The following is a 20,752-nucleotide window of genomic DNA, read 5'->3' as shown; positions in this document are numbered from 1 at the left end:
AAGCAATTTTACTTAATTAAAATCTTACCTTAAAAGTTTCCCCCTTTGTTGTGATGGATATCTCAAATAGAAAAGAGAAGTCTTTAAGGTAGAAGTCAACTCAAAATACTTCTAAAGAAGTATTTTGAGTTAAGTCTAGGTCTTTAACTATTGGGAGAACTCTAAAGACATAATTGTCCAAAATTATTTTTAAACTACTAAATAAGAACACCAATTGCTCCATCATACTGGGAATAATTTTGTAGTAGTGATACTTACTAAAGTTAAGGACAATAAATCAACATAAGCAGTTACTCCTGAACCGCAACAAACGATAATTTCTTCTATTTGTTGATAAACTTACAGAAGGGTTTGTTCAACAGTTAAAAATAATAAATAATTCTAATCATCGGTAACTTGTTTTCAAAGTTAATTAACTGCTCCTCAATATAGTCAGCAAGAGAATTAATCGGTTTGTGTTCCTCTCGATGGCGATTGTTGCCCCGTAAATTTATCAAAATAACTACTGTTAAAAAAGGGCAGCGAAAGTAACCTGTAGTTTTTCAAGGTAATCACTATAATTTTTTTATGTAAAATATCGATCTCTACTTTTTCTAGAAGAAATATCTATACAGTGGAAAAGATACAGTCCTCATAAGTAGTGACTGGAAATAATAAATCTTAGTCTACATTAAAGTAATAAGATCCTGAGATATGACTTGCTTGATAAACTTATTCTACCTAATCAAATTATTTCAATTTAAAGCGATTATCGATAATAATAAATTTTAAGATTAGTCAATTAGTGGATAATCTATTCATTAGTTAAAATAGAAAAATATAAATATTTATATTTTTAAAAATTATTTAAATTAAGTTTAATTAAGATTAATTATAAAGATATTTCTCATTAAGAATTAACAAAATACTATTATATTTATTAATGCAATATTAACCTAGATAATCTTATATTTTTTGTTATTCTATACTAACTAGAAAATAATAATATTATTGTTTTTAATAAATAAAAATTTTAATATCTAAAAATAGAATCAATTTAAATCTAAATTTTTTACAAAATATTGTGACATCGAATACTTTCTTTAAAGTTTTAATAAACACTATTTTTATTTATCTCTAAAATTATTAGATTTTAGAGATAAATAAAAAATCAATAAATATGCCATCTAATCTATTACTTAATCTCATTACTCAAGTGATTAATATCAACGGTATTAAAGCGGCTCGTTATTATTTTATATTTTATAAGTCGAGATTTGATTTTGATAGAACTAAAAAAAATCACCTGTATAGAGTCAGAAATATTTTTGGTATTTCTCTAAATAAACTGTTATCAGTTTAGATGTACTAAATACAATAAAATGTTGAGTGAAGTACTAGATCTTGTCAAGAGGAAAAAACACTATACAGATAAGATTAGTTTCAAAAATTACTCAAAAAGTTTTAGAAACTAACTACAAAAACGCCGCTCGAAGAAAATGATTACGCCAGGGATCGACAGTTTATTTTTTAAAAAACTCAAAGAATAAAAAAGTCAGGAATCTATAAAATCACTTATTTTAAAATAGTAAAAAAATTACGCGGCAATTTTAGTAAATATAGAAAGTTAAAAATTGATAGCTTTTTATAAAAAATAAAGAGGTAATAATAAACTGTTTTTATAGTAAAAGTTCATAGATATTAAGCCAAATATAATAAATTAGTATAGATAATTTTACTAAACCTGTTATATAGAATCATCGAGATTAATGTCTTGGAAATATGATTTTAAAATTGTTTAAGTTTCTGGTAGTTTGCTTGTTATTAAAACTATTGCCCAATCAGCCCATTCAGACTATGTTAAAGCTTGGTGGATTTTTACTATTCTAAGTTTGGTTAAGTTGTATATATTTGTCTGTTTTCTATAAAATGATTATCAAAGAAATACTTTCTAATGCAAACATAGTAGTGAACAGACTTACAAAAAATTCGCAGAAAAACCTAAAGATAAAAGAAAAATAGATAAAGAACTGGCTGTCATAATCCATAATAAATCTCCCTGACTAAAGACAGAAAAAAGCCTGATTGACAAAAAGAAAGCCAAAATAGAGTAAATCAAAAAGAATGTCATCAGTCTTAGAAAATATGTTTTAAATAAAAGAGGAGATAAGAAGTTTTTTAAAACCTCAGAAAATAAGTTATGATACTCTCGATAAACTTCTAGAATAGACAGAAACCGTTTATAAAAATTTTCTAAAGAGTTGTCAGATAATAAGTAGATAAATGAACAGAATTGCAACTTATTTTGAAACCCTAATCCCCGAGGATTTACAGAAGCGATCAATCAGAAAATTAAATTGATTAAAAGATAAGTTTATTGCTTAACTAACTTTGATGATTTCAGAAGAATAATTTTATCAGACTAGTTCTTTTTCTGCTGACTTATTACACTCAATCTAGTAAATCCTTAATTCTTTATTCTAATAGTCCTTGACTAGAAAATTTTTCAAAAAGCGAATCTATACTAGTTAATTTAAATTAAATTTGAATTTGTTAGTTGATTAAACAGAGAAGTAACTTTTCCCCTGACATTTATGCTCTATTTAGTGACATTATTATCAATTTAGGTACTATCTAAAATACCGAAAAGTGTAAAACCTTCAAATTAATAAGTCATAGTTAGCTTACTAACTTATTACTATCGAAAAAGTCATCTAAATATAGATTCAGAAATTTACAGACAGAAATATAAACTTTTATAATTCTACAAATTTACAACCATTTAACCGGAAATCCTAAGGGCTGTTGGAAAGAAACCTCGAATTTTTCTAATAATTGGCGGAATTGCTCTCCTTCAATGGTCTCTTGGTCAATTAAAATGTCTACTAAGTAATCAATGGCAGTACGATTCTCTTGAATTATCTTTTGAGCTTCATCATGGCAATGATCTACGATATGTCGTACTTGATGGTCAATTTTACCGGCAATCTCCTGAGAATAATCAGATTCATTGTGATCATCATTTTCTAAAGCAACTAATCCTAACTCAGACATTCCGAAGCGAGTTACCATTTGTCGGGCCAAGTCAGTCACTTTTTCAATATCGTTCCCAGCCCCAGTTGTGACTTCATCCTCACCAAAAATTATTTCTTCAGCAGCTCTACCCCCCAATAAACCAGCAATTCTGGCCAATAATTGATTTCTGGTGGTTAGTCTATGTTCTTCATCTGGGGTAAACCAAGTTAAACCTTTGACTTGTCCTCTGGGAATTAAAGTAACTTTTTCCATAAGATCATGACCACCACATAAAGTTCCTACGATCGCATGACCCACTTCATGATAGGCGATTAGCCGTTTACTCTTACTATCAACTAAAGGAGTTCCTTCCATTCCAGCCACAACTCGATCAATAGCATCGTTAATTTCTGTCATAGTAATGGCTTCTTTGCGTCGCCGTGCTGTGAAAATTGCCGCTTCGTTGAGGACATTGGCCAAATCTGCTCCTGTGAACCCTGGAGTCCGTCGGGCGATCGCTTCTAAGGATACTTTTTCATCAATTTTTTTATCTCTGGCGTGAACTTCTAAAATGCCTTGACGACCTTTAAAATCAGGATAGTCTACCATTAACTGTCGGTCAAAACGTCCAGGACGTAACAATGCTTTATCGAGGACATGAGGACGGTTGGTGGCTGCAATCACAATAATTCCCTGATTACCCTCAAAGCCATCCATTTCTGTTAATAACTGGTTAAGGGTTTGTTCCCTTTCATCATTTCCTCCTCCATAGCCTACTCCTCGTTGACGACCTACTGCATCAATTTCGTCAATGAAAATCAGACAAGGGGCGTTTTCTTTAGCTTTTTTGAATAAATCTCGTACCCGTGAAGCCCCGACACCGACAAACATCTCCACAAATTCTGAGCCAGATATACTAAAGAAGGGAACAACTGCTTCTCCTGCAATGGCTTTAGCTAGTAAAGTTTTGCCAGTTCCAGGGGGACCAACTAACAGTACCCCTTTAGGTATTTTTGCGCCTATTGCAGTAAATTTTTCAGGTTGTTTGAGGAAAGTCACTACTTCTTGTAATTCCTCTTTAGCTTCGTCAATACCAGCCACTGCGTCAAAGGTAATTCCTGTTTTAGCTTCCATCTGGAAACGGGCGCGAGATTTTCCAAAGTTCATAGCTTGACCAGATACACCGGCTGAACGTCGTAGAATTACTAGAAAAATTGCAAATAATAAAAAAAGAACGATTAAATTGGTAACTAATCCAATTGCAGCTGAATTATCGGCAGATGGGCGAATTGCGAATGGTACTTCATTATCTCGAAGTTTGGCAATTAATTCAGTATTAAGATGATTTTTAAATATAGGAATTTCTTGGTGTTGCCCTTTTTCATCTGGGTCTTTCAAGGTAACTTTGGCTTTTTGCTGTTTGGGATCAATTTCCACGTTGGCCACTTGATCCGATTCAATTTTCTCAATTAATTCGGTGTAGCTGCCTTTATCAGTTTTGGTGTCTGTTTTCGTTTGTCCCCAACCGGGTGTAACCATTAGTAATGATTGAATGAGCATCAAACTAGTAACAAACTGATTCCATCCTCTTAAGGAGATTTTATGTTTTTTTGATTGCTTAACCTTGGGGACTGCTGTATTTTTCTTTATCATAGTTTGTTGAGTTATATTTTGCTCTGAGGTCAATTTAAGAATAGTTGTCCATAATTGAGTTCAGCCAAGAAGTTACTTTATTTTTATTATGAACGATGATGTCAAAGAATTTACAAGAGAGAACTACTAAGGTTCCGGGCTTGTTAACAGTCAGATACTAGCTGTTATACCCCCTAATTTTCTTCTTCTTCCACCTTAGGGTTAGGAGTCTCGTCGTTCCCGATTTTTTCCATATCGAGTTTCCTGTAGACTATTGCTAATTCCTTGAATGATTCCACGAACAATTAGTCCTAATCCTCTGCCAATAACTTGAGTGAGTATATAAACTAAGCCATTACCAATCAATCTAACCATAGAGCGTAATACTGGAGCAAAGGCATCACGAGATTCTAGGATAATGGTGACTGCCCAACGAATTCCTTTAAGTTGTTTAAGTTCATGTTGTCGTGAAGCGTGAATAAAGGTGGCTTCAATTCCTTTTTTACTCCAGAATAATAGTCGGTACCTACTTTCAAAAATATTACGCGGTTCCTCCCAAAATTGTTCTTGACGATAAGCCCAAGACAAGTTATTACGAAATTTAGCAATTTCTCTGGAAGAACCAATTTTTTCTGAATATAATTTTCGGCTTATTACTTCTATATCTGAAAAATTATTTAAAATTAAAAACACAATCCCATTAGCTGTCTGAATAATAAAGTTTTCAAGAAAAATCTCAGCTTGATGTCCAACTTCAGTGCTTTTAGCAGAGTATAAAATTCCCTCAATTATTAGTCCTTTATCAAAAAGTAAACATTTTAACAATTCATCAAAATAATAGATTTTTCTAAGAAATTCTTTTTTAACTAAGCTGATATTATTATTAATGATATTTTCAATGTCATTTAAAGTTGTTGTAGGTTGTAACACACAATACTTACCTAAAAAATTAACCGCTGATTCCTGCCAAATTTTCTGAGTAATCATGGCGGTATCCTTCGGTAATTCTGCAGCATCTGCTCTAATAAATTCCAAGTCTTCTAAGCTTCTCCCCAACTGATGAATAATAATGGTCATTAATTCCTCTTTTTTATCAGCTTGGAGAACATCTATTTCTAGAGAAATTGATGTTAAATTATTGGAGCTAATCGCTAATTTGTCAAGTGTATTCTTGATAATTACTGATTTATTGAGTGATTTTACTCCTAAGATGTTTGTTGAGGACTCAGCTGAGAATCCAGGAGGATCGTTCTGATTTTGAGATCCTGTTGAGGAAAGCTTTGATTGTAAGGTTGAGGCAGCCATAGTAACATCTATGGGAATTAATCTATTAACTAACCATTTTGCAACTAATAATTCTCGTCTTTTTCCCTTCAACAATTCTTTGTCAACCCACGATAATTGATTTTGGCTAAGCTGTAGATTAATTTGTGTAATGGTCTTATCAATTTGTTTTAATCCTAATTGTTTACCCTGTAAAAGCCATGCCTGAGGAGATTTTGGTTGTTCTAGAGTTAGATTAGACGATGGGACAGATAGGGTCGGCCAAGCTGTTTGCCCTTGAGCTATTTTCTGCAATTGTTCGATCAGACGTTCTATCGTTATCCCTTTTGGACAATAACCTTCAACACCAACTTGTTTAGCCGTTTGTAGTGACAACGGGTCGGTTAAATGACTTAACAAGCATATTTTAAGAGTGCGATAGGTTTGTTTAATTTCTTCAAGAAACTTCCACCCCTCTGAGACGTTATTGGGGGTATCAGGATCTAAGATTATTAAATCTATTGACTGTTCCACTAAGGTTTCTCGGATAGATTGAGAGAAATCTGTTTGAACAACAACATGAAAATCTGAATAGTTGCTTAAGACATTAGAAAGTCCTAAGCGAAAAATAGCATCATTATCAATTAGTAGTAGATTAATCGGGCGATCGCTCACGATGCTTAGGAAAGAATAATAACACTATCTTTAGTTTAGTCCAGGTTTGTCTGATTGCTTATAACCAAAAAAGTCGATTCGATAGTCAGTTATTTTCACTCCTGTTTGCTGTTCCACTTGTTCAAGTAATTCCGGGGGTAATTTAAGATGGATGTCCATGATTTGTTGTGTATCCAGACAGTTAACATGGCTGTGAGAGTCGCTGATATGACCGTATAGCCTGCCGTCAGATCGTTCAATACGTTCAATGATACCTTGGTTTGAAAGAGCTTCTAGGTTTTGATATACTGAGGTGTGTCCAATCTCTTTGCCCTCTTGGGAGAGATACTTGTAAATTTCCCTAGCGGACAAATGTCCCTTAGCTTTCCAAAGTAATTCTAGGATAAAACGACGTTGACGACTAACCCGCATTCCCAGTGCCTGACAAAGGTTAAGGGCATCTTCCAGTGATCGGATTGGTTGGGTTTTTCCTCCTTGTTTACTCATAACTATGCTGATTATTCTTTACAACTTAATAGATTATAAATTCATTACCAGTTTAGCTTAGATTAATTTTTTACTTCTAAGAAAAATACTCAAGTTGTTCTAGTTCTGTTGATGTAGTATATTTTTCTTGTTAAGTTATCTGTAAGTCTTTGTTTATGCTAGTTATAGCTAAACTTTTTTGATTATCGTACTAAAAATGAATTGCTTGAGTTAGGAAATAAATGGTTAATATTTATTTGTCAAAGTAAGCTTTCTTGTCCCCGTGCTGAAACTCTTTTGAGTGAATGCTATTCTGAAACTACAGTTAATCCAAAACAATAAGTCGCGATTTACTATGAAATATAACTTTAGTAAATGAACTATCCTAAGTGCAATGATATTAATATTTTAAAATTAATGACGATATTTCTGACGACTTTTAACAGCTTTCTTGGCAAAACTTAATCCAATTGCTTATTAGATTATAACCGCATAACTGCAAAACCAATTGGTTAATTTATCGTCAAAATGGAACTTAGTTTAATAAAAATATTAGACACCATTTTGGGTTATTTTGATTAAATTTTAAAAAATAAAGTAGCTATCCCCATTAATAACCATAGCATTTACCTATCAAACATTTAGATATACCCAGTTTTGGGAATAAAAATTTTCTCCTATAGCCACCATAATATTCCGAATATTAGACATTTTTGTTTAAAAAATTGTTTTTATTTTAACAAAAAAATTAAAATTTATAAATACTGCGATCCTAGCATTAAATTAACTAATTTTATTTATATTTCCTAATAAGAATACTATCACAATTAAACCCTCATCACTGGATTAAAACATATCTAAAAACTATCCATAAAGCTCATTAGTATAGTTGCGTTACTCCTGTTGTCAGTATTCTTAGAGCAACTATGAAAATAAACCGGTAAACCCTCATTGATTTTGCTAATAATAATTATTTTAATTCCATATTAATTAAAGCAGCCATGGCAACCACTAGAAAATAAAGAAAATGTCTTGTTTTTAGCTATAGTTATTTAACTAATCTGAGAAATATCCCGGCTATTTATTGGTAATAAAGATTTAATTAGACCTATTAATATAATCGTCTTAGCTTAAAAAATATAGCAAAACTCAGTTATACTGTTATAGTATATTAATCTACTAATATTAAAAATAACATAGAAAAATTCAAGAACACCGTCACAAATACTATCATGGTTTAACCAGCAATAATAGTATCTTTAATATGAATGGAGATGCTTGTCTTCTTTTTTAAAGATTATCCCTAGTTACTAAATATAACTGTCTAGTTTTAATAAAGTACACGCTATAGCAGTTGATGGAAAAAAATGGAGATATTTGTACCAAATATTTTGACTTTATTCAAGCATTCTCTAATACTCAACAAGCATTAACTTTAGCTGATAAGCTAAGAACAAAGTAGATTTTTTTCCTGTTATTATGCCCTCAACATTTCCCATAAGTCACCCTCGGTTTTCAGTGATAACTACTCATAATAGATGGACACCTTCAAAAGTTAATAACAATTAAATAATAATTTTCTATTTTATTTGGTTTAATAAATAAAATAGAAAATTATTATTTAGTTATAAATATAAAACATGTTCTTTTGTAGAAGATTAATTAGTAAGATCAAGTTGGTGCTAAAGAGATTTTATAAATTGAATAAATTCTTTAAAGAAGATAATTGTCAATCAAGATTTATTTTTATATGCTGTAATACCATATCTAAAAAAAATCAATATTATATAATTGCTTTATATGAGGTGACTAAAATTAAATATATTAGTCATCTTATTGATTTTAAATAATTGAATAACGTTTATCTGGAGCATTTAATCATATGTTTTGATAAACGGTAAGAAATTTAATATTGTTTCGAGTAAGTGGTCACAATATTTTTCTATTTTTTGGATTAAGTCTTGTTCACTTGAAATAGTTCGACTCTTTAAATATTTACTAGTCTTTGGTGTGACGCCTAATTATTCTCATTATTTATTTATCTATTAAATAGAAGTATTTTATTTTTATTTATCATTTTTATACTTCTATTTAGATTATTTATAATAGTTACTATTATTAAGTAGTCTGTTTGTTTTTTGTAATTAATCATTTTTATGATGTAATATTTTTACATATATTTTTATTGTTTAAGTGTTTAAAATACTTCATTTATGACATATTAATCAAAATTAAATGAACAGCTTAAAATTATAAAAACAAGACACATATACTGATAAATCAAAAGGAATTAAAATTATTTCTGCATCGAGGATCAATGAATCTTACTACTTTCCTGTCTCTTTTACTTTTTTAGAAAAAATAATAATTTTTTATATTATAAAACATTTTCTATTTCTAGACACCAATAGTAGTTTTTATATAAAAAGTAAAAAGTTTAAAAAAATAGTTAAATAAATTATATTTTACCAAAGACGTTTATTTACCCGATTCTGTTGTAATTAAGGAAGAAAAATACGACAAAGCAAAAGTAATAGATATTATAATTGTTATTGATAACTACTCAGCGTATATAACTATATTAGTTGAACCCAAACTGAAATAATGAGAGAAAAAAGAATTATATCTATTTTTTCTACCAATTAATGGTCTAGAACTAAATATAATAAAAGGAGAATAGAATTAAGTCCAAAGTTAATAAAATTCCTAAAAAGATGTTTGAAGATGAATATGACTTAGTTAAGTCAGTTCATCCAAGTATCGCTCAGACTAGTTAATATAAAAAATATCAATTAAAACAATTTGAAATAAACTCTAATTAGACAATTAGAAAAAATAACAATATAAAATTAACCTGCTTTTATAAAGTTTATCTATAGCTACCTATTTATTTTTCCTATAAACTCAACATTGTTTTATAGAAAGTCATAGTTTTTATACTTGAAGAATCTCTAAAGATTTTTCTAAGTTCTTTTTAGGTTAGTTTGAGGGAATTTTAGGTTAGTTTGAGGGAATTTATTGAATCTCTTTAACAATTAAACAAAGAAGTACAACATCTCCTAAATTATGATATTTACAAAATTAAGTACAGAGATAAAACCGTTTTTGTATGTTTTTAAAGTTTGTAGTAATGGCATTGTCCTCAATAGTGTAGGTCTGAGTGTCACTCAGACCTACACTATTGATAGCCCTACTGAACTTAGAACGGCAAAAACATTCTTAGCCCTAAGATAGCTTAATTTGACAATAATGTTAATAACAAGAAAACTATTAGGATAGAAACTAAAATAATTCCCAAATAAGACTTTCAAGACGTTAGTATTAATAATTTCACATAACTGGTTAAGTAGAACCCAACTGATTCTACCTCTCTAAATTATTTAACAAAATATGGAGAGAAGTTCCCACCACTTAGATCCTATCAGAATCGACCATTAAACTCTTAACTTAATTAAATGGCTCAAGGCAGATTTGAACTGCCGACCTTGGGCTTATGAGTCCCCTGCTCTGACCTACTGAGCTACTGAGCCGCAATTTCTCTATCATGGCTTAGCATAACATAAAATAACGAGATTAACCAAGACAAATAAAAAAATCAGAGGAAGTTTAACCTCCCCCTGAGAAAGAATTGAACTGGAGAAATCTATCTATTGATTACTTTCTTTTCTTGGGTAACAAGGCTACAGGATTGACCGCTCCTGTGCCACTCGGATGAACTTCAAAATGAAGATGAGGACCAGTACTGTATCCCGTACTCCCCATTTCAGCAATTTGCTGCCCTTGCTCTACCTTTTGTCCACGACGGACTAACAGACGGTTATTATGAGCATAGAGAGTAATACTGCCGTCAGGGTGACGAACCTTAACTAGTTTCCCGTAGCCTCCTGAATTCCACCCTGCTGTAATCACCTCACCAGGGGCTGCGGCAATGATAGGAGTACCAATAGGAGCCGCAATATCGATTCCTCGATGCATTCTGCCCCAGCGTCGTCCATAGCCGGAAGTCAACACCCCTTTACTTGGCCAGATATAGCCAGTAAACTGCATAGGGGCATTAGGAAGATAATTGTCAGGAACGGATAAAGGTGGTAATTCAGGTCCTACATTCGTACCTACGGGAATGCGGAAAGCGTCATTATATTGTTCTGCATCGTTAGGAGCAGCCCCCATTAACCGAGAACGGAATTTAGGTAGCTGTTGGGCAACTTGCTGTTGAGAAGAAGGATAATTACGGCGAGCACTTGCCCACTCAGGATTTAGAGTCTGTCCTAGCACAGGAGTTTTAGATTTTCTTGGAGTATTAGTATTAGGCTCTATTTTAATTGTGCCAGGTCCAGTTTCACCTGCATATTCCTGTTCAAGGTTAGCAATATCTGTTTTGAGTTGTTCGGTATAGGAATCTGGACTAGAATTAACAGAAATCTCGAGCATTTCGAGATCTTCATTTCCAGACGACTGTCTTTTCCATCGATCAACCTCGGACGAAGAAGCCGATGATGGCGCACTCACAGAAACTGGAAGAGGAGAATCAGAAAATCGACTAGGAGATGAGGCTACTAAATTTCGAGATTTAGGAATATTCAACGCCTTGTAAGATCGATTTTTATATTGTGTCCTTGTTGTAGATTCAGGAAGAACTAAACTCTGATGAACCTTAATCAAATTTGGATTGGTAATACTATTAGCTCGAATTAACTCTGAAAGGGTTAAGCCGTGGTGACGAGCAATACTATTAAGAGTGTCTCCAGGTTGAACACGATAGGATTTTTCAGTTTGAACTAATTTTACTTGTGGTTTAGGAACAATCCGAGCTTGCTCAGTTGAGGTTGATTCTACAGAGATCTCAGTTTTAGATGGTTCAAAAGTTGATTTGCTAAGGGTTGAAGAGTAGGGAGGAAGAACAGCGGTTGAAGCTAGATTGTTTTCAGGTGTAGAAACTGGAATCGGAATAGGCTCATTAAATTGAGGAATTTCTTCTTGTTCCATCTGGGCCAAGGGAACTGAAGAAAGTTTTGTAAAAGAAGAAAACGCAGAAGAGGAATTTTCGCCAGTGTTTTCTGGTGAAGAAATACTTTTACTCGACAAACTAGAAGACAGAGAACCGGCATTATCTACAAATGTGGTTAAACTCGAAGCCGAAACTGACTCAGCTTTTTGGGAGGTAATCACTCGAATCGCGGTTTCTTTTACAGATTCATTCTCTTGAAGTTTACTGCTAATAGGTCTTAAGGGTTGACTCACATCAGAGACATCTGCTAGCAAGGAACTGATATTAGACTTTAGGTTAGACTTCTCCGTTTTTAATTCAGCTAAACTATCTTGTAAACGTTTACGAGTTTCTCTAAGATGATCGAGAGAAGTATTGACTGGTTTGGAGAGTAATTCCTGGGACTCGGAAAGTCCTGTTCCAAGTTGACGTGATTGAGCTTGAAGCTGAGATTCTTCTAGGGAAGGGATTTTTAAAATTTGCCCAGAAACTAAGTCTGCTTCAACAGACAGTTTATTGAGGGTAGCGAGCGCTGCTGCTTCCACTTGATACTCTTGGGCTAGTTGCCTGATAGATTCTCCGAGCTTAACTTTGTGCTTAAGATTCAGAGGAGCTAATTGACTCTTGGAAGAGCTAGTGGCGTCGGTTGAGCTCAACGAGGCTGATAGATTTGAAGGAGTAGCAGTAGCAGTTAATGAGTTAGCTGCTACTGCTGCTTTATTTTGAGTCAGGAACAATCCTGTGGCTCCCATAGAAATGGCTAGTCCGATCATGGCTGTAGAACGACGTACTTGACCACAATTGTTATTGGGAGTCAAACTGCTTAAGGGAAGCTCTGCTAGAGGGACAACTGATGTATCGGGATAGTCAGCAAGGTACGAAGATATGGGCGTTGCTTTGCGTGTAAATGTATTTTTCAAAAAAACCTCCTAATGTTAGGAACGAGCCATTGTTAAAAATCTATAGATCCGGTCGAGTTTCAGAAACGGAATAGATACTTGATTTTACAGGGGAACATCTTAATAGAGATATATTAATAAGTCAATATACTCAGATATCATTTTATTGATGAAACATTAAAATCAACTTGTTTTTTTTGCTGATTTATTTTAGATAAGTATAGTCTGATTCGGATTCCAATGAGGGACCCTTACATCTAATCTTTTTATCTGATGCAAGTCTGTAGACGATAGGAGTTGATTGAAGGTTTCGTAGTGGAGTCTTGTCTAACGATTAAAAGCTCGGGATTAGGGTGTTTTGAGTCGATGAAGATAACACAGTCGATTTCTTAATTCCATAAAATTGATTTCTCTGGCATTTTCAGAGAATGGATATGGATTGTTTATTAAGCATTTAAATCATCTTCAATTGTCTTTGTGCTTCAAATAGACCAATGGTGACACTCACCGACAAGTTTAAACTACGCACTTGAGGGTGACTTATCGGAATATATAGGGTTTCTTGGCAATTAGCTAGAAGAGATTGGGGTAGTCCTTCGGTTTCACTCCCAAATAACAGCCAATCACTATCTTGAAATGTCCATTCAAGATAAGAACGACGACCCCGAACGCTAAAGCCAAGTAAACGTCCCCCCTGTTGCTCATGCCAGGCCAAAAAGTCTTCTAAACTGTTATGGTAGTCAAGATTAACATAGGGCCAGTAATCTAAACCCGCTCGTTTCAAATAACGATTACTTAACTCAAATCCTAATGGACCGACTAAATGCAATTCTGTGTTAGTAGCTGCACAAGTTCGGGCAATATTACCAGTATTTGGTGGTATTTGCGGGTTGATTAAAATTATTCTTGGCATAGAAGTCTATAGTTTTTATTTAATTTAAATCAATATTTAATTTTAAATCTCCAAAACCATTAGTTTTAGTAAACTCAAAACATATCCTTATAACTAAAACTTATTTCTAGGCAACTAGCAAAGATTGACATAATTTATCTTCTAACTCTTGTTCTAATTGGGCAATTTCCTCGATTTCTTGAGCTAAAATCGAAGAAATTGGATAACCAGACTGATATTTTCTGAGCCATTGTTGTGCTAAGTTGCCATCGCGTAAGATTCTTTTCACGGGGTTAAGAAAACAACTAAAGCCTCTTTGTTTAGCCGTTGGCAATATTTCTTGATATAATTCCTGAATCCAACTTTGTGCGTCTATCCTACGTCCATCTTGCCAGTGCGTTAGTTGAGCAGTTAGACTGTCTTTGGCGACCGCTTTTTCATTATGGGCAGTAATAGTCAATAATTCGTCCAGAGATAATTGACTATGAATTAGGGGATCAAGATTGGGATCATTAATAAGCTGAATTAAACGAGCTTCTAACAATGCCACGACTGACAATAAAGTGATCGGTTCAACTATCAGGTCACAAATTCTCAATTCTAAGCGATTAAGATTATAGGGACGGTTATCTCCATTAGGACGCACTGATGTCCAGAGATGGCGTACGTTCTGCATGGTTTGGCGAGCTAACTGTTCTTCTGTCCAATAAATAAAGTGACTGTGACTTTTAAACAGAGGGACATGATCAGGAGTGTGGGGAAACAAATGCCAACGGGTAGAATGATAGCCAGTGACCTGCCCGTCAAGGAAAGGAGACGATGCACTTAATGCCAAATAGAGAGGAGCTTCTAGGCGAATGAGGCGACAAGCTCGAATTAAAGTTTCCGGATCATTAATTCCAATATTAATATGAATACTAGCAGTTACAACTCTCGTTCCATAGGTTTTCTCAATATAACTATGGTAGGGATTATGGAGATCGGACCGATAGAAATGATCGCTGTTTCCTAATGAAAGGGTACTCCCCGGAATCAAGGTGAAATTGCCAATGCGTTGTAGATATTTCCTTAAGTTATGTCGGGGTCGAATGGTAGCACACAATAGGCGATCATAGGAGGACAAGGGGGCTGTTGTGTACTCTACATTACGTGAATCAGGTTCTCGAACAAATCCTTCTAAGTCTTTAACAATACGCTCAGACAATCCTACAATTTGCCCATCGGATGTCCCCGTGTACATTTCAATTTCGAGCCCTTTGGATAATCGCACGATGATTCCTCTGCGTTAGCTGTCCAATTTTCCTGGTCATTTGTCACCTATACTTCATTATCAATGGAGAAGGATTATTTACTCAACAAAAATATTTTTGGCATTTTGTGATGATTAACATGAATACTTATTGTTTTTCTGGTACACTTTAGCTTTTCCTTATAAACTACTGGGAGTATTTTTATACTGTTATTAAGTCAATAGAGATAAATCCATTTTAAATGATCTCTCTGAATTGTGGAAAACCCATAGCATCACCACACCAGCACTAAAGTTAAATCCTAGCTTAAATGCTTGTCTAGAATTAATTTTCGTTGTGTGGGGAGATTTCATCTTGGACTTTTTATCTAAACATCGCCTTTATCAAGGAAAAGAAACCTTTGAAGATAATTCTTGGCAGAGACAATAGGCATTTGACGGAGAAATTTTACGGGTTGAAGAAAAAAGTTGATGTGATCTCCAAAAAGCCCTAACAATGGAGTCCTAATTAAGTGAGAACTTGCAACTTCATTATCGAAAAGGTATTGGGTTCAATTCAAATGCCCTAAAACAAAATTTATGATTAACTTAAAAAGATAAGTCTAAAAAACTTTATGTTACCGAGCTTAACGCTATAATTTTTTCTCAATTGATTAATTATCGCTTAAATCACGAGTAAACTTTGAATTTAGCTACGTTTATTAACAATTTTCTCCGACTTCTCTAGGAAGAATACATTAAACTGAGGGAAGTATTACGACGCAATTTATGGACAACATCTATACTGTTGAAATTAATCACCAAGGCAATATCTACACCATTGAAGTTGCTGAGGATCGAAAAATTCTCGATGTAGCTCAAGAAACAGGATTAGATCTACCTACATCTTGTGGTGTAGGAGTTTGTACTGCCTGTGCTGCACAATTGCTAGAAGGAACAGTAGAGCAAGGTGAGGGGATGGGGATATCTTCTGAACTTCAAGGAGAAGGGTACGCCCTTTTGTGTGTTTCCTATCCGCGTTCTAATCTAAAAATTGAAACTGAAAAGGAAGATGAGGTTTATAATCGTCAGTTTTCCCAACCTTAAGTTATTCCTTTAAGGACATTAAACTCCGGTTGGCATTGTCCATCCGATAAGTTTTTTCCAATTTCAAGATTGAGGGGTGACATCAGGTTTCCCGAATTTACGACTTTCTTGGATAACCAAATTATCTCGATGCACTATAGTTTGTGGACCTTCATAACCCAAGATTTTAGCAATTTTATCAGAGTGATGTCCTTTAATTTTTTTTACTTCTAAACTGCTGTAATTAACAATTCCCCTGGCTAGTTCTTGTCCTTGTTTATCGCATAATTGAATTGCATCGGATGCTTCAAATTGTCCTTCAACTTTTGTAATGCCCGCCGCTAACAGGGACTTTCCTTGGTGACAAATAGCCTCAATTGCCCCGTGATCGAGATAAAGTTGTCCACTAGGAACCAACCCGTAAGCAATCCAGCGTTTACGAGCGTTTTCATTACGCGGTTGGGGTTCAAATTGAGTTCCAATTGCCTTCCCTCGTAATATTTTGAGCAAGTCGCCTGGTTTTTGTCCATGAGTAATCACGGTTCTCACCCCTGCACTAGTAGCCAGTCGTACAGCTGTTAGTTTGGTTTCCATTCCTCCTGTTCCCCATTGAGACCCTTTATTCTCTGTATTGACTCTTAGTTGATCAATTTCTTCGGCATTGACAAGAGTAATGGGTTGAGCATCCTGAACCAGTCGAGGATCAGCTGAATAAAGTCGATCAACATCTGTTAGTAAGAATAACCAATCGGCATGGATGACACTAGCTACAAGAGCTGATAGGGTATCATTATCACCGAATTTTAACTCTTCAGTAGCCACTGTATCATTTTCGTTAACAATAGGGATAACTCCCAACTCGAATAGTGATCGGAAAGTGTTAGAGGCATTGACATAACAGCTACGTTCTATTAGTTCCCGTCGTGTCAGCAAAACTTGAGCAATAGGCTGTCCAATGGTGGTAAATAGGTCATCATAGACACGGATAAGACGACCTTGACCAACAGCAGCGATTGCCTGTTTAAAAGCTATTTTTTTTGGGCGTTCTTTTAAATTCAGACGGACACATCCCACCCCTACAGCACCAGAAGAGACTAATACCACCCGATAGCCCAATTGTTGCAACTGGGTTAAGGTTTCCACTAGAGCAGCAATGGTGGACAAGGCTAATTGTCCACTTGCGGGTTGAGTTAAACTCGATGTCCCAATTTTAACAACCAGAGTCTGTGTCATTGATTAATAAATGGTTGAGGGTTAATCCTGCCTTTGGCATAGTCTAGCCGTCACAGCATAGCTTGACGGGAGATTCTTGAATTTACATTTAAGGGTTTCTACTTCTTATATTTTTGACTAGGCAAAGCCTCGTCGGACTGTCTTCATAGGTATTTTCTAAAATGCTATGTCCTGACCACGCTAATAATTTGAGCTGCAGCCATATCTTTATCTCTGTGTGTTCGAAACCTAATATTCGAAACAATTATGTTTTCTAACATCAAAAGTTTTCTTGCCAGTGTGAAACCCATAATTGATGTAGATTTGTGAGATGAGATTCTTGTCAATTTCAGCAATAAAAACATATCGTTTCCATGCCACCAACTTAAGAATAGTTACGGCTCGTTTGAAACCATCCTCAAGAGAGTCTTTAGAAAGTATCCGCCTACCCCATGATCGAAAATCAATATTCTCAATGAATGCGGATTGAGCTTGATCACAGAAGTGGGGAACTAACTTAAAATGCCAGTTTTTACGAGTATCGGAAATACGCCGATACAATTGAGCTATCTTTTGATATAACTTGTAAGAATTGTTATATCCTGTTTGCTTATTCCTTAATCTAAGTTGCAGCAATTTTATCTTGCGGTGTAGTTGGTTTAAAAATCGTGGTCTGTCCACAAATTCACCATCACTGATAGCAAAGAATTTATCCAAGCTTAAACTAATTTCTAATGGATGCCAATGAAAGGGGACATAAGGAATATTTCCCTTTAATTGCATTGAGAACATCACAAGGTACCCGGACGCTCCCCGTAAAATGCGAGCCTGTCTTAATTCAAATCCACCTTGTATGTTTCTAGACTTTACCCATCCTAATTGGGATAACTTAATCTGATTAACTTCGACACAATTTTTAAGTATCTGGGAATCCTTATAAAAACGCATTTTATAATTTATGTTTGGAACAAGGAAGATACAACTTTCTGGACCGAATGTTGACAAAAGCCTCGTTTGAAACTATTAAAACTTGTTTCAGGGCTTGAGCACTACCTGTATTGAGAATTTTGTTAGTTTTTGTTAGCCTCTGAGATTGTTTGTGATAATTAGGATGGGGAACTTCAGAAGGGACAATATACTCTTCTTTTGAATTTTGAAGAACAAACATCGAAAGACAATTTACTAGATGTCAGCCGATTTTTACTCCTTTCCAAAGGAAAATTCCAGACCAAACTACAAATACTCAGTTTATAGTCAATCACTCTAATTTGCTGCCTGTATAGTATGAGTTTACACTCTACGTTAGAGCGAGCATTGGTTCAGTCTCCACTAAAGCCTCTGTTAGTCTAGATTAATCTACACAAACTTTCAAGTTGTGTAAAAGTCTTTTGAGATAGATTCCTTGACTTTTTAGAAACTTTTGTTAGATTAGGCATATTTCTAAGTCTATCAAGAGCTTCGAGGAAGAACTCAATGGATTCAAGAATTGAGTGTATATGGAGTGAGGGGTGATGTTGAGTAAAGAGTCAGCGTATGAGATTACTAAAAAAAATCGCCACGATTACCATCTGTCAGAAATTATTCGTCAACGAGCTTGGGTGGAAATTAATGCAGAAGCCTTGATTCATAATATTAAGGAAATTAGAGGATTGTTATCACCAAAAACATCGTTAATGGCTGTGGTTAAGGCTGATGCTTATGGACACGGTGCTATTAAAGTCGCCCAGATAGCCTTACAGGCGGGGGCTAATAGTTTAGCGACGGCTACCCTAACAGAAGGAATTGAACTTCGAGAAGCAGGAGTTACAGCCCCGATCTTGATTCTAGGGGCAATCAATACCCCTAAAGAAATTGCCGCGATCGTCCACTGGCAATTACAACCTACTCTTTGTAACCCCCAGCAAGCCTTAGTTTTTTCTGATACTCTCAGTCACCTGGAAGAGTCTTTACCCGTTCATCTTAAACTCGACACAGGAATGTCTCGTCTAGGAACACCTTGGCATCAAGCAAGAGAATTTGTAGGGTTAGTGAGTCGGTTGCCTTATCTCAAAATTGCTAGTTTATATTCCCATCTTGCTACGGCGGATAATCCTGATACCGCAATGATGAAAAAACAGCACCAACGGTTCGAGAAGGTAATCTCTCAATTAAAAACCCATTTATTTAAATTACCCCCTCTACATTTAGCCAATTCAGCAGCAACTTTGATTGACCCGAATTTACACTACGATTTAGTTAGAGTTGGATTAGCTTTGTATGGATTATATCCTGCTCCTCATTTGCGTTTGATCATCGCCTTAAAACCTGTACTGCAAGTTAAAGCCAAAATCACTCAGGTCAAGACAATTCCCCCGGGAACAGGGGTTAGTTATGGGTATCAATTTGTCAGCGATCGTCCGATGAATATTGCTGTGGTGGGTATTGGTTATGCAGACGGAGTTCCCCGTAACCTTTCCAACAGATTAGAAGTTTTGATTCGAGGTAGACGGGTACGCCAAATTGGGGCAATTACCATGGATCAGTTAATGTTAGATGTTAGTTCTATTACAGATATTCAAGTCGGAGAAATAGTTACCTTAATTGGCAAAGACAAAACAGAAGAAATTACAGCAGATGATTGGGCAAACGCTTCAGGAACTATTTCCTGGGAAATTCTTTGTGGGTTTAAATATCGACTTCCACGAATTTTGATGGATTCAGCAGTCAACTGTCCTCAAGTTTTGGTTTATTAGCACAGTATGATAGTCTCTACATCTTAATTCTAAAATGCACCTTATAAAAGATATCTCAAGCTCAATCCAAAGAATCAACTGTCTATTGGATAAATCTTCAACTTTAACAGAGTAAGATTTAGAGTTAAGGTTTTTTTAAACACTTGTTATCTTCAATGTATTAAGATAGTCTTCCCCAGAATTTGGGAGTATATGTGGACTATCAAGAGACTTTTTTTATACAATTAAACGACTGTTGTCCTCGCCCCGTGTTGTGTGTCTTTGTTTTCCTCGTAATTCAGAGATAGTCAGAACAAAAAGTGACTTCGTTAGTTTAATTAATTACAGTGGTCAATGCGGCATCAACATTAATATGGCGGATTCCCTCACTCCAAATCATGGCAACAAACATTAATGGGTCTGTTGTGGTCTGCCACATCCTTCACATTCTATTTGGAGCAATTTTGTTGTTAAATAACAAGTCGAACCAAGAACATTGCCAACAATCAAGGGTTATTATAATTCTCGGTAGATCGCTGTATTCAAGTAACTATCATTGCTTGGTATTTTGTTTGCTTTCTTGAAAGGGCGGTAGGATTTGAAACCCCTACGGTAATTTGTGCACTCTTTCCCACTGGTAGCGTTAGAGAACACTCTTTTGTTTTGGTATAGTCAGAATCCCTTTATTGTTAGAAGTCACTGCAGGAT

At 34.7% G+C, this 20,752-nt stretch carries 13 protein-coding genes and 1 tRNA gene; 4 read left to right on the top strand and 10 right to left on the bottom strand.

The annotated features are described in order from the left end of the window. Window positions 1-362: 362 nt before the first annotated feature. From RGRSB_RS10840 to RGRSB_RS09700, 4 genes are all read right to left on the bottom strand, one after another. Window positions 363-497, bottom strand: coding sequence for a hypothetical protein (locus tag RGRSB_RS10840; RefSeq protein ID WP_269460789.1), 135 nt, complete (start codon window positions 495-497; stop codon window positions 363-365). A 2,254-nt stretch (window positions 498-2,751) separates the two neighbouring features. Beyond that, complete coding sequence (ftsH, locus tag RGRSB_RS09710; protein WP_119260867.1) at window positions 2,752-4,647, bottom strand: ATP-dependent zinc metalloprotease FtsH; 1,896 nt, start codon at window positions 4,645-4,647, stop codon at window positions 2,752-2,754. Between the two features lie 201 nt (window positions 4,648-4,848). Beyond that, entirely contained in the window at window positions 4,849-6,564 is a 1,716-nt protein-coding gene (locus RGRSB_RS09705) for a DUF3685 domain-containing protein (protein WP_232014523.1), read from the bottom strand. 30 nt (window positions 6,565-6,594) lie between these two features. Further along, the gene (locus RGRSB_RS09700) at window positions 6,595-7,050 is read right to left on the bottom strand and encodes a Fur family transcriptional regulator (protein ID WP_119260865.1); all 456 of its coding nucleotides are present in this window, start codon (window positions 7,048-7,050) and stop codon (window positions 6,595-6,597) included. Window positions 7,051-10,095: 3,045 nt separating this feature from the next. On the opposite strand from RGRSB_RS09700, the gene RGRSB_RS10290 reads away from it, so the two are divergent. Then, complete coding sequence (locus RGRSB_RS10290; protein ID WP_172582103.1) at window positions 10,096-10,263, top strand: hypothetical protein; 168 nt, start codon at window positions 10,096-10,098, stop codon at window positions 10,261-10,263. A 222-nt stretch (window positions 10,264-10,485) separates the two neighbouring features. Here the strand turns inward: RGRSB_RS10290 and RGRSB_RS09695 are convergent. The 4 genes from RGRSB_RS09695 to gshA all read right to left on the bottom strand — a co-directional run bounded on the left by RGRSB_RS09695 (window position 10,486) and on the right by gshA (window position 15,077). Then, a tRNA-Met gene (locus RGRSB_RS09695) sits at window positions 10,486-10,559 on the bottom strand. A gap of 124 nt (window positions 10,560-10,683) precedes the next feature. Next, window positions 10,684-12,903 carry a peptidoglycan DD-metalloendopeptidase family protein gene (locus tag RGRSB_RS09690; protein ID WP_119261049.1) on the bottom strand — a complete coding sequence of 740 codons (2,220 nt, stop codon included), beginning with the start codon at window positions 12,901-12,903 and terminating at the stop codon, window positions 10,684-10,686. A 466-nt stretch (window positions 12,904-13,369) separates the two neighbouring features. Further along, the gene (locus tag RGRSB_RS09685; RefSeq protein ID WP_119260864.1) at window positions 13,370-13,828 is read right to left on the bottom strand and encodes a tRNA (cytidine(34)-2'-O)-methyltransferase; all 459 of its coding nucleotides are present in this window, start codon (window positions 13,826-13,828) and stop codon (window positions 13,370-13,372) included. 106 nt (window positions 13,829-13,934) lie between these two features. Further along, the gene (gene gshA, locus RGRSB_RS09680; protein ID WP_119260863.1) at window positions 13,935-15,077 is read right to left on the bottom strand and encodes a glutamate--cysteine ligase; all 1,143 of its coding nucleotides are present in this window, start codon (window positions 15,075-15,077) and stop codon (window positions 13,935-13,937) included. A 235-nt stretch (window positions 15,078-15,312) separates the two neighbouring features. Here gshA and RGRSB_RS10285 point away from each other — a divergent pair, with 235 nt between their 5' ends. Both RGRSB_RS10285 and RGRSB_RS09675 read left to right on the top strand, forming a co-directional pair. Further along, on the top strand, window positions 15,313-15,486 hold the full coding sequence (locus tag RGRSB_RS10285) for a hypothetical protein (RefSeq protein WP_172582102.1): 174 nt from the start codon (window positions 15,313-15,315) through the stop codon (window positions 15,484-15,486). A 338-nt stretch (window positions 15,487-15,824) separates the two neighbouring features. Then, complete coding sequence (locus RGRSB_RS09675; RefSeq protein WP_119260862.1) at window positions 15,825-16,142, top strand: 2Fe-2S iron-sulfur cluster-binding protein; 318 nt, start codon at window positions 15,825-15,827, stop codon at window positions 16,140-16,142. A gap of 63 nt (window positions 16,143-16,205) precedes the next feature. Here the strand turns inward: RGRSB_RS09675 and proB are convergent, their stop codons facing one another. Both proB and RGRSB_RS09665 read right to left on the bottom strand, forming a co-directional pair. Next, entirely contained in the window at window positions 16,206-17,354 is a 1,149-nt protein-coding gene (gene proB / locus RGRSB_RS09670; RefSeq protein WP_119260861.1) for a glutamate 5-kinase, read from the bottom strand. 228 nt (window positions 17,355-17,582) lie between these two features. After that, window positions 17,583-18,281 (bottom strand): RNA-guided endonuclease InsQ/TnpB family protein, encoded by a 699-nt coding sequence (locus tag RGRSB_RS09665; protein WP_232014520.1) that lies wholly within the window; start codon window positions 18,279-18,281, stop codon window positions 17,583-17,585. A 563-nt stretch (window positions 18,282-18,844) separates the two neighbouring features. Between RGRSB_RS09665 and alr the strand changes: the two genes are divergently transcribed. Continuing rightward, on the top strand, window positions 18,845-20,065 hold the full coding sequence (alr, locus tag RGRSB_RS09655; RefSeq protein ID WP_119260859.1) for an alanine racemase: 1,221 nt from the start codon (window positions 18,845-18,847) through the stop codon (window positions 20,063-20,065). Window positions 20,066-20,752: the final 687 nt, after the last annotated feature.

The sequence above is a fragment of the cyanobacterium endosymbiont of Rhopalodia gibberula genome (genome assembly GCF_003574135.1).
In the GTDB taxonomy this organism is placed as follows: Bacteria; Cyanobacteriota; Cyanobacteriia; order Cyanobacteriales; family Microcystaceae; genus Rippkaea.
The sequence above is the reverse complement of the archived record's forward strand: the minus strand, read 5'-3'. Positions and strand labels throughout refer to the sequence as shown.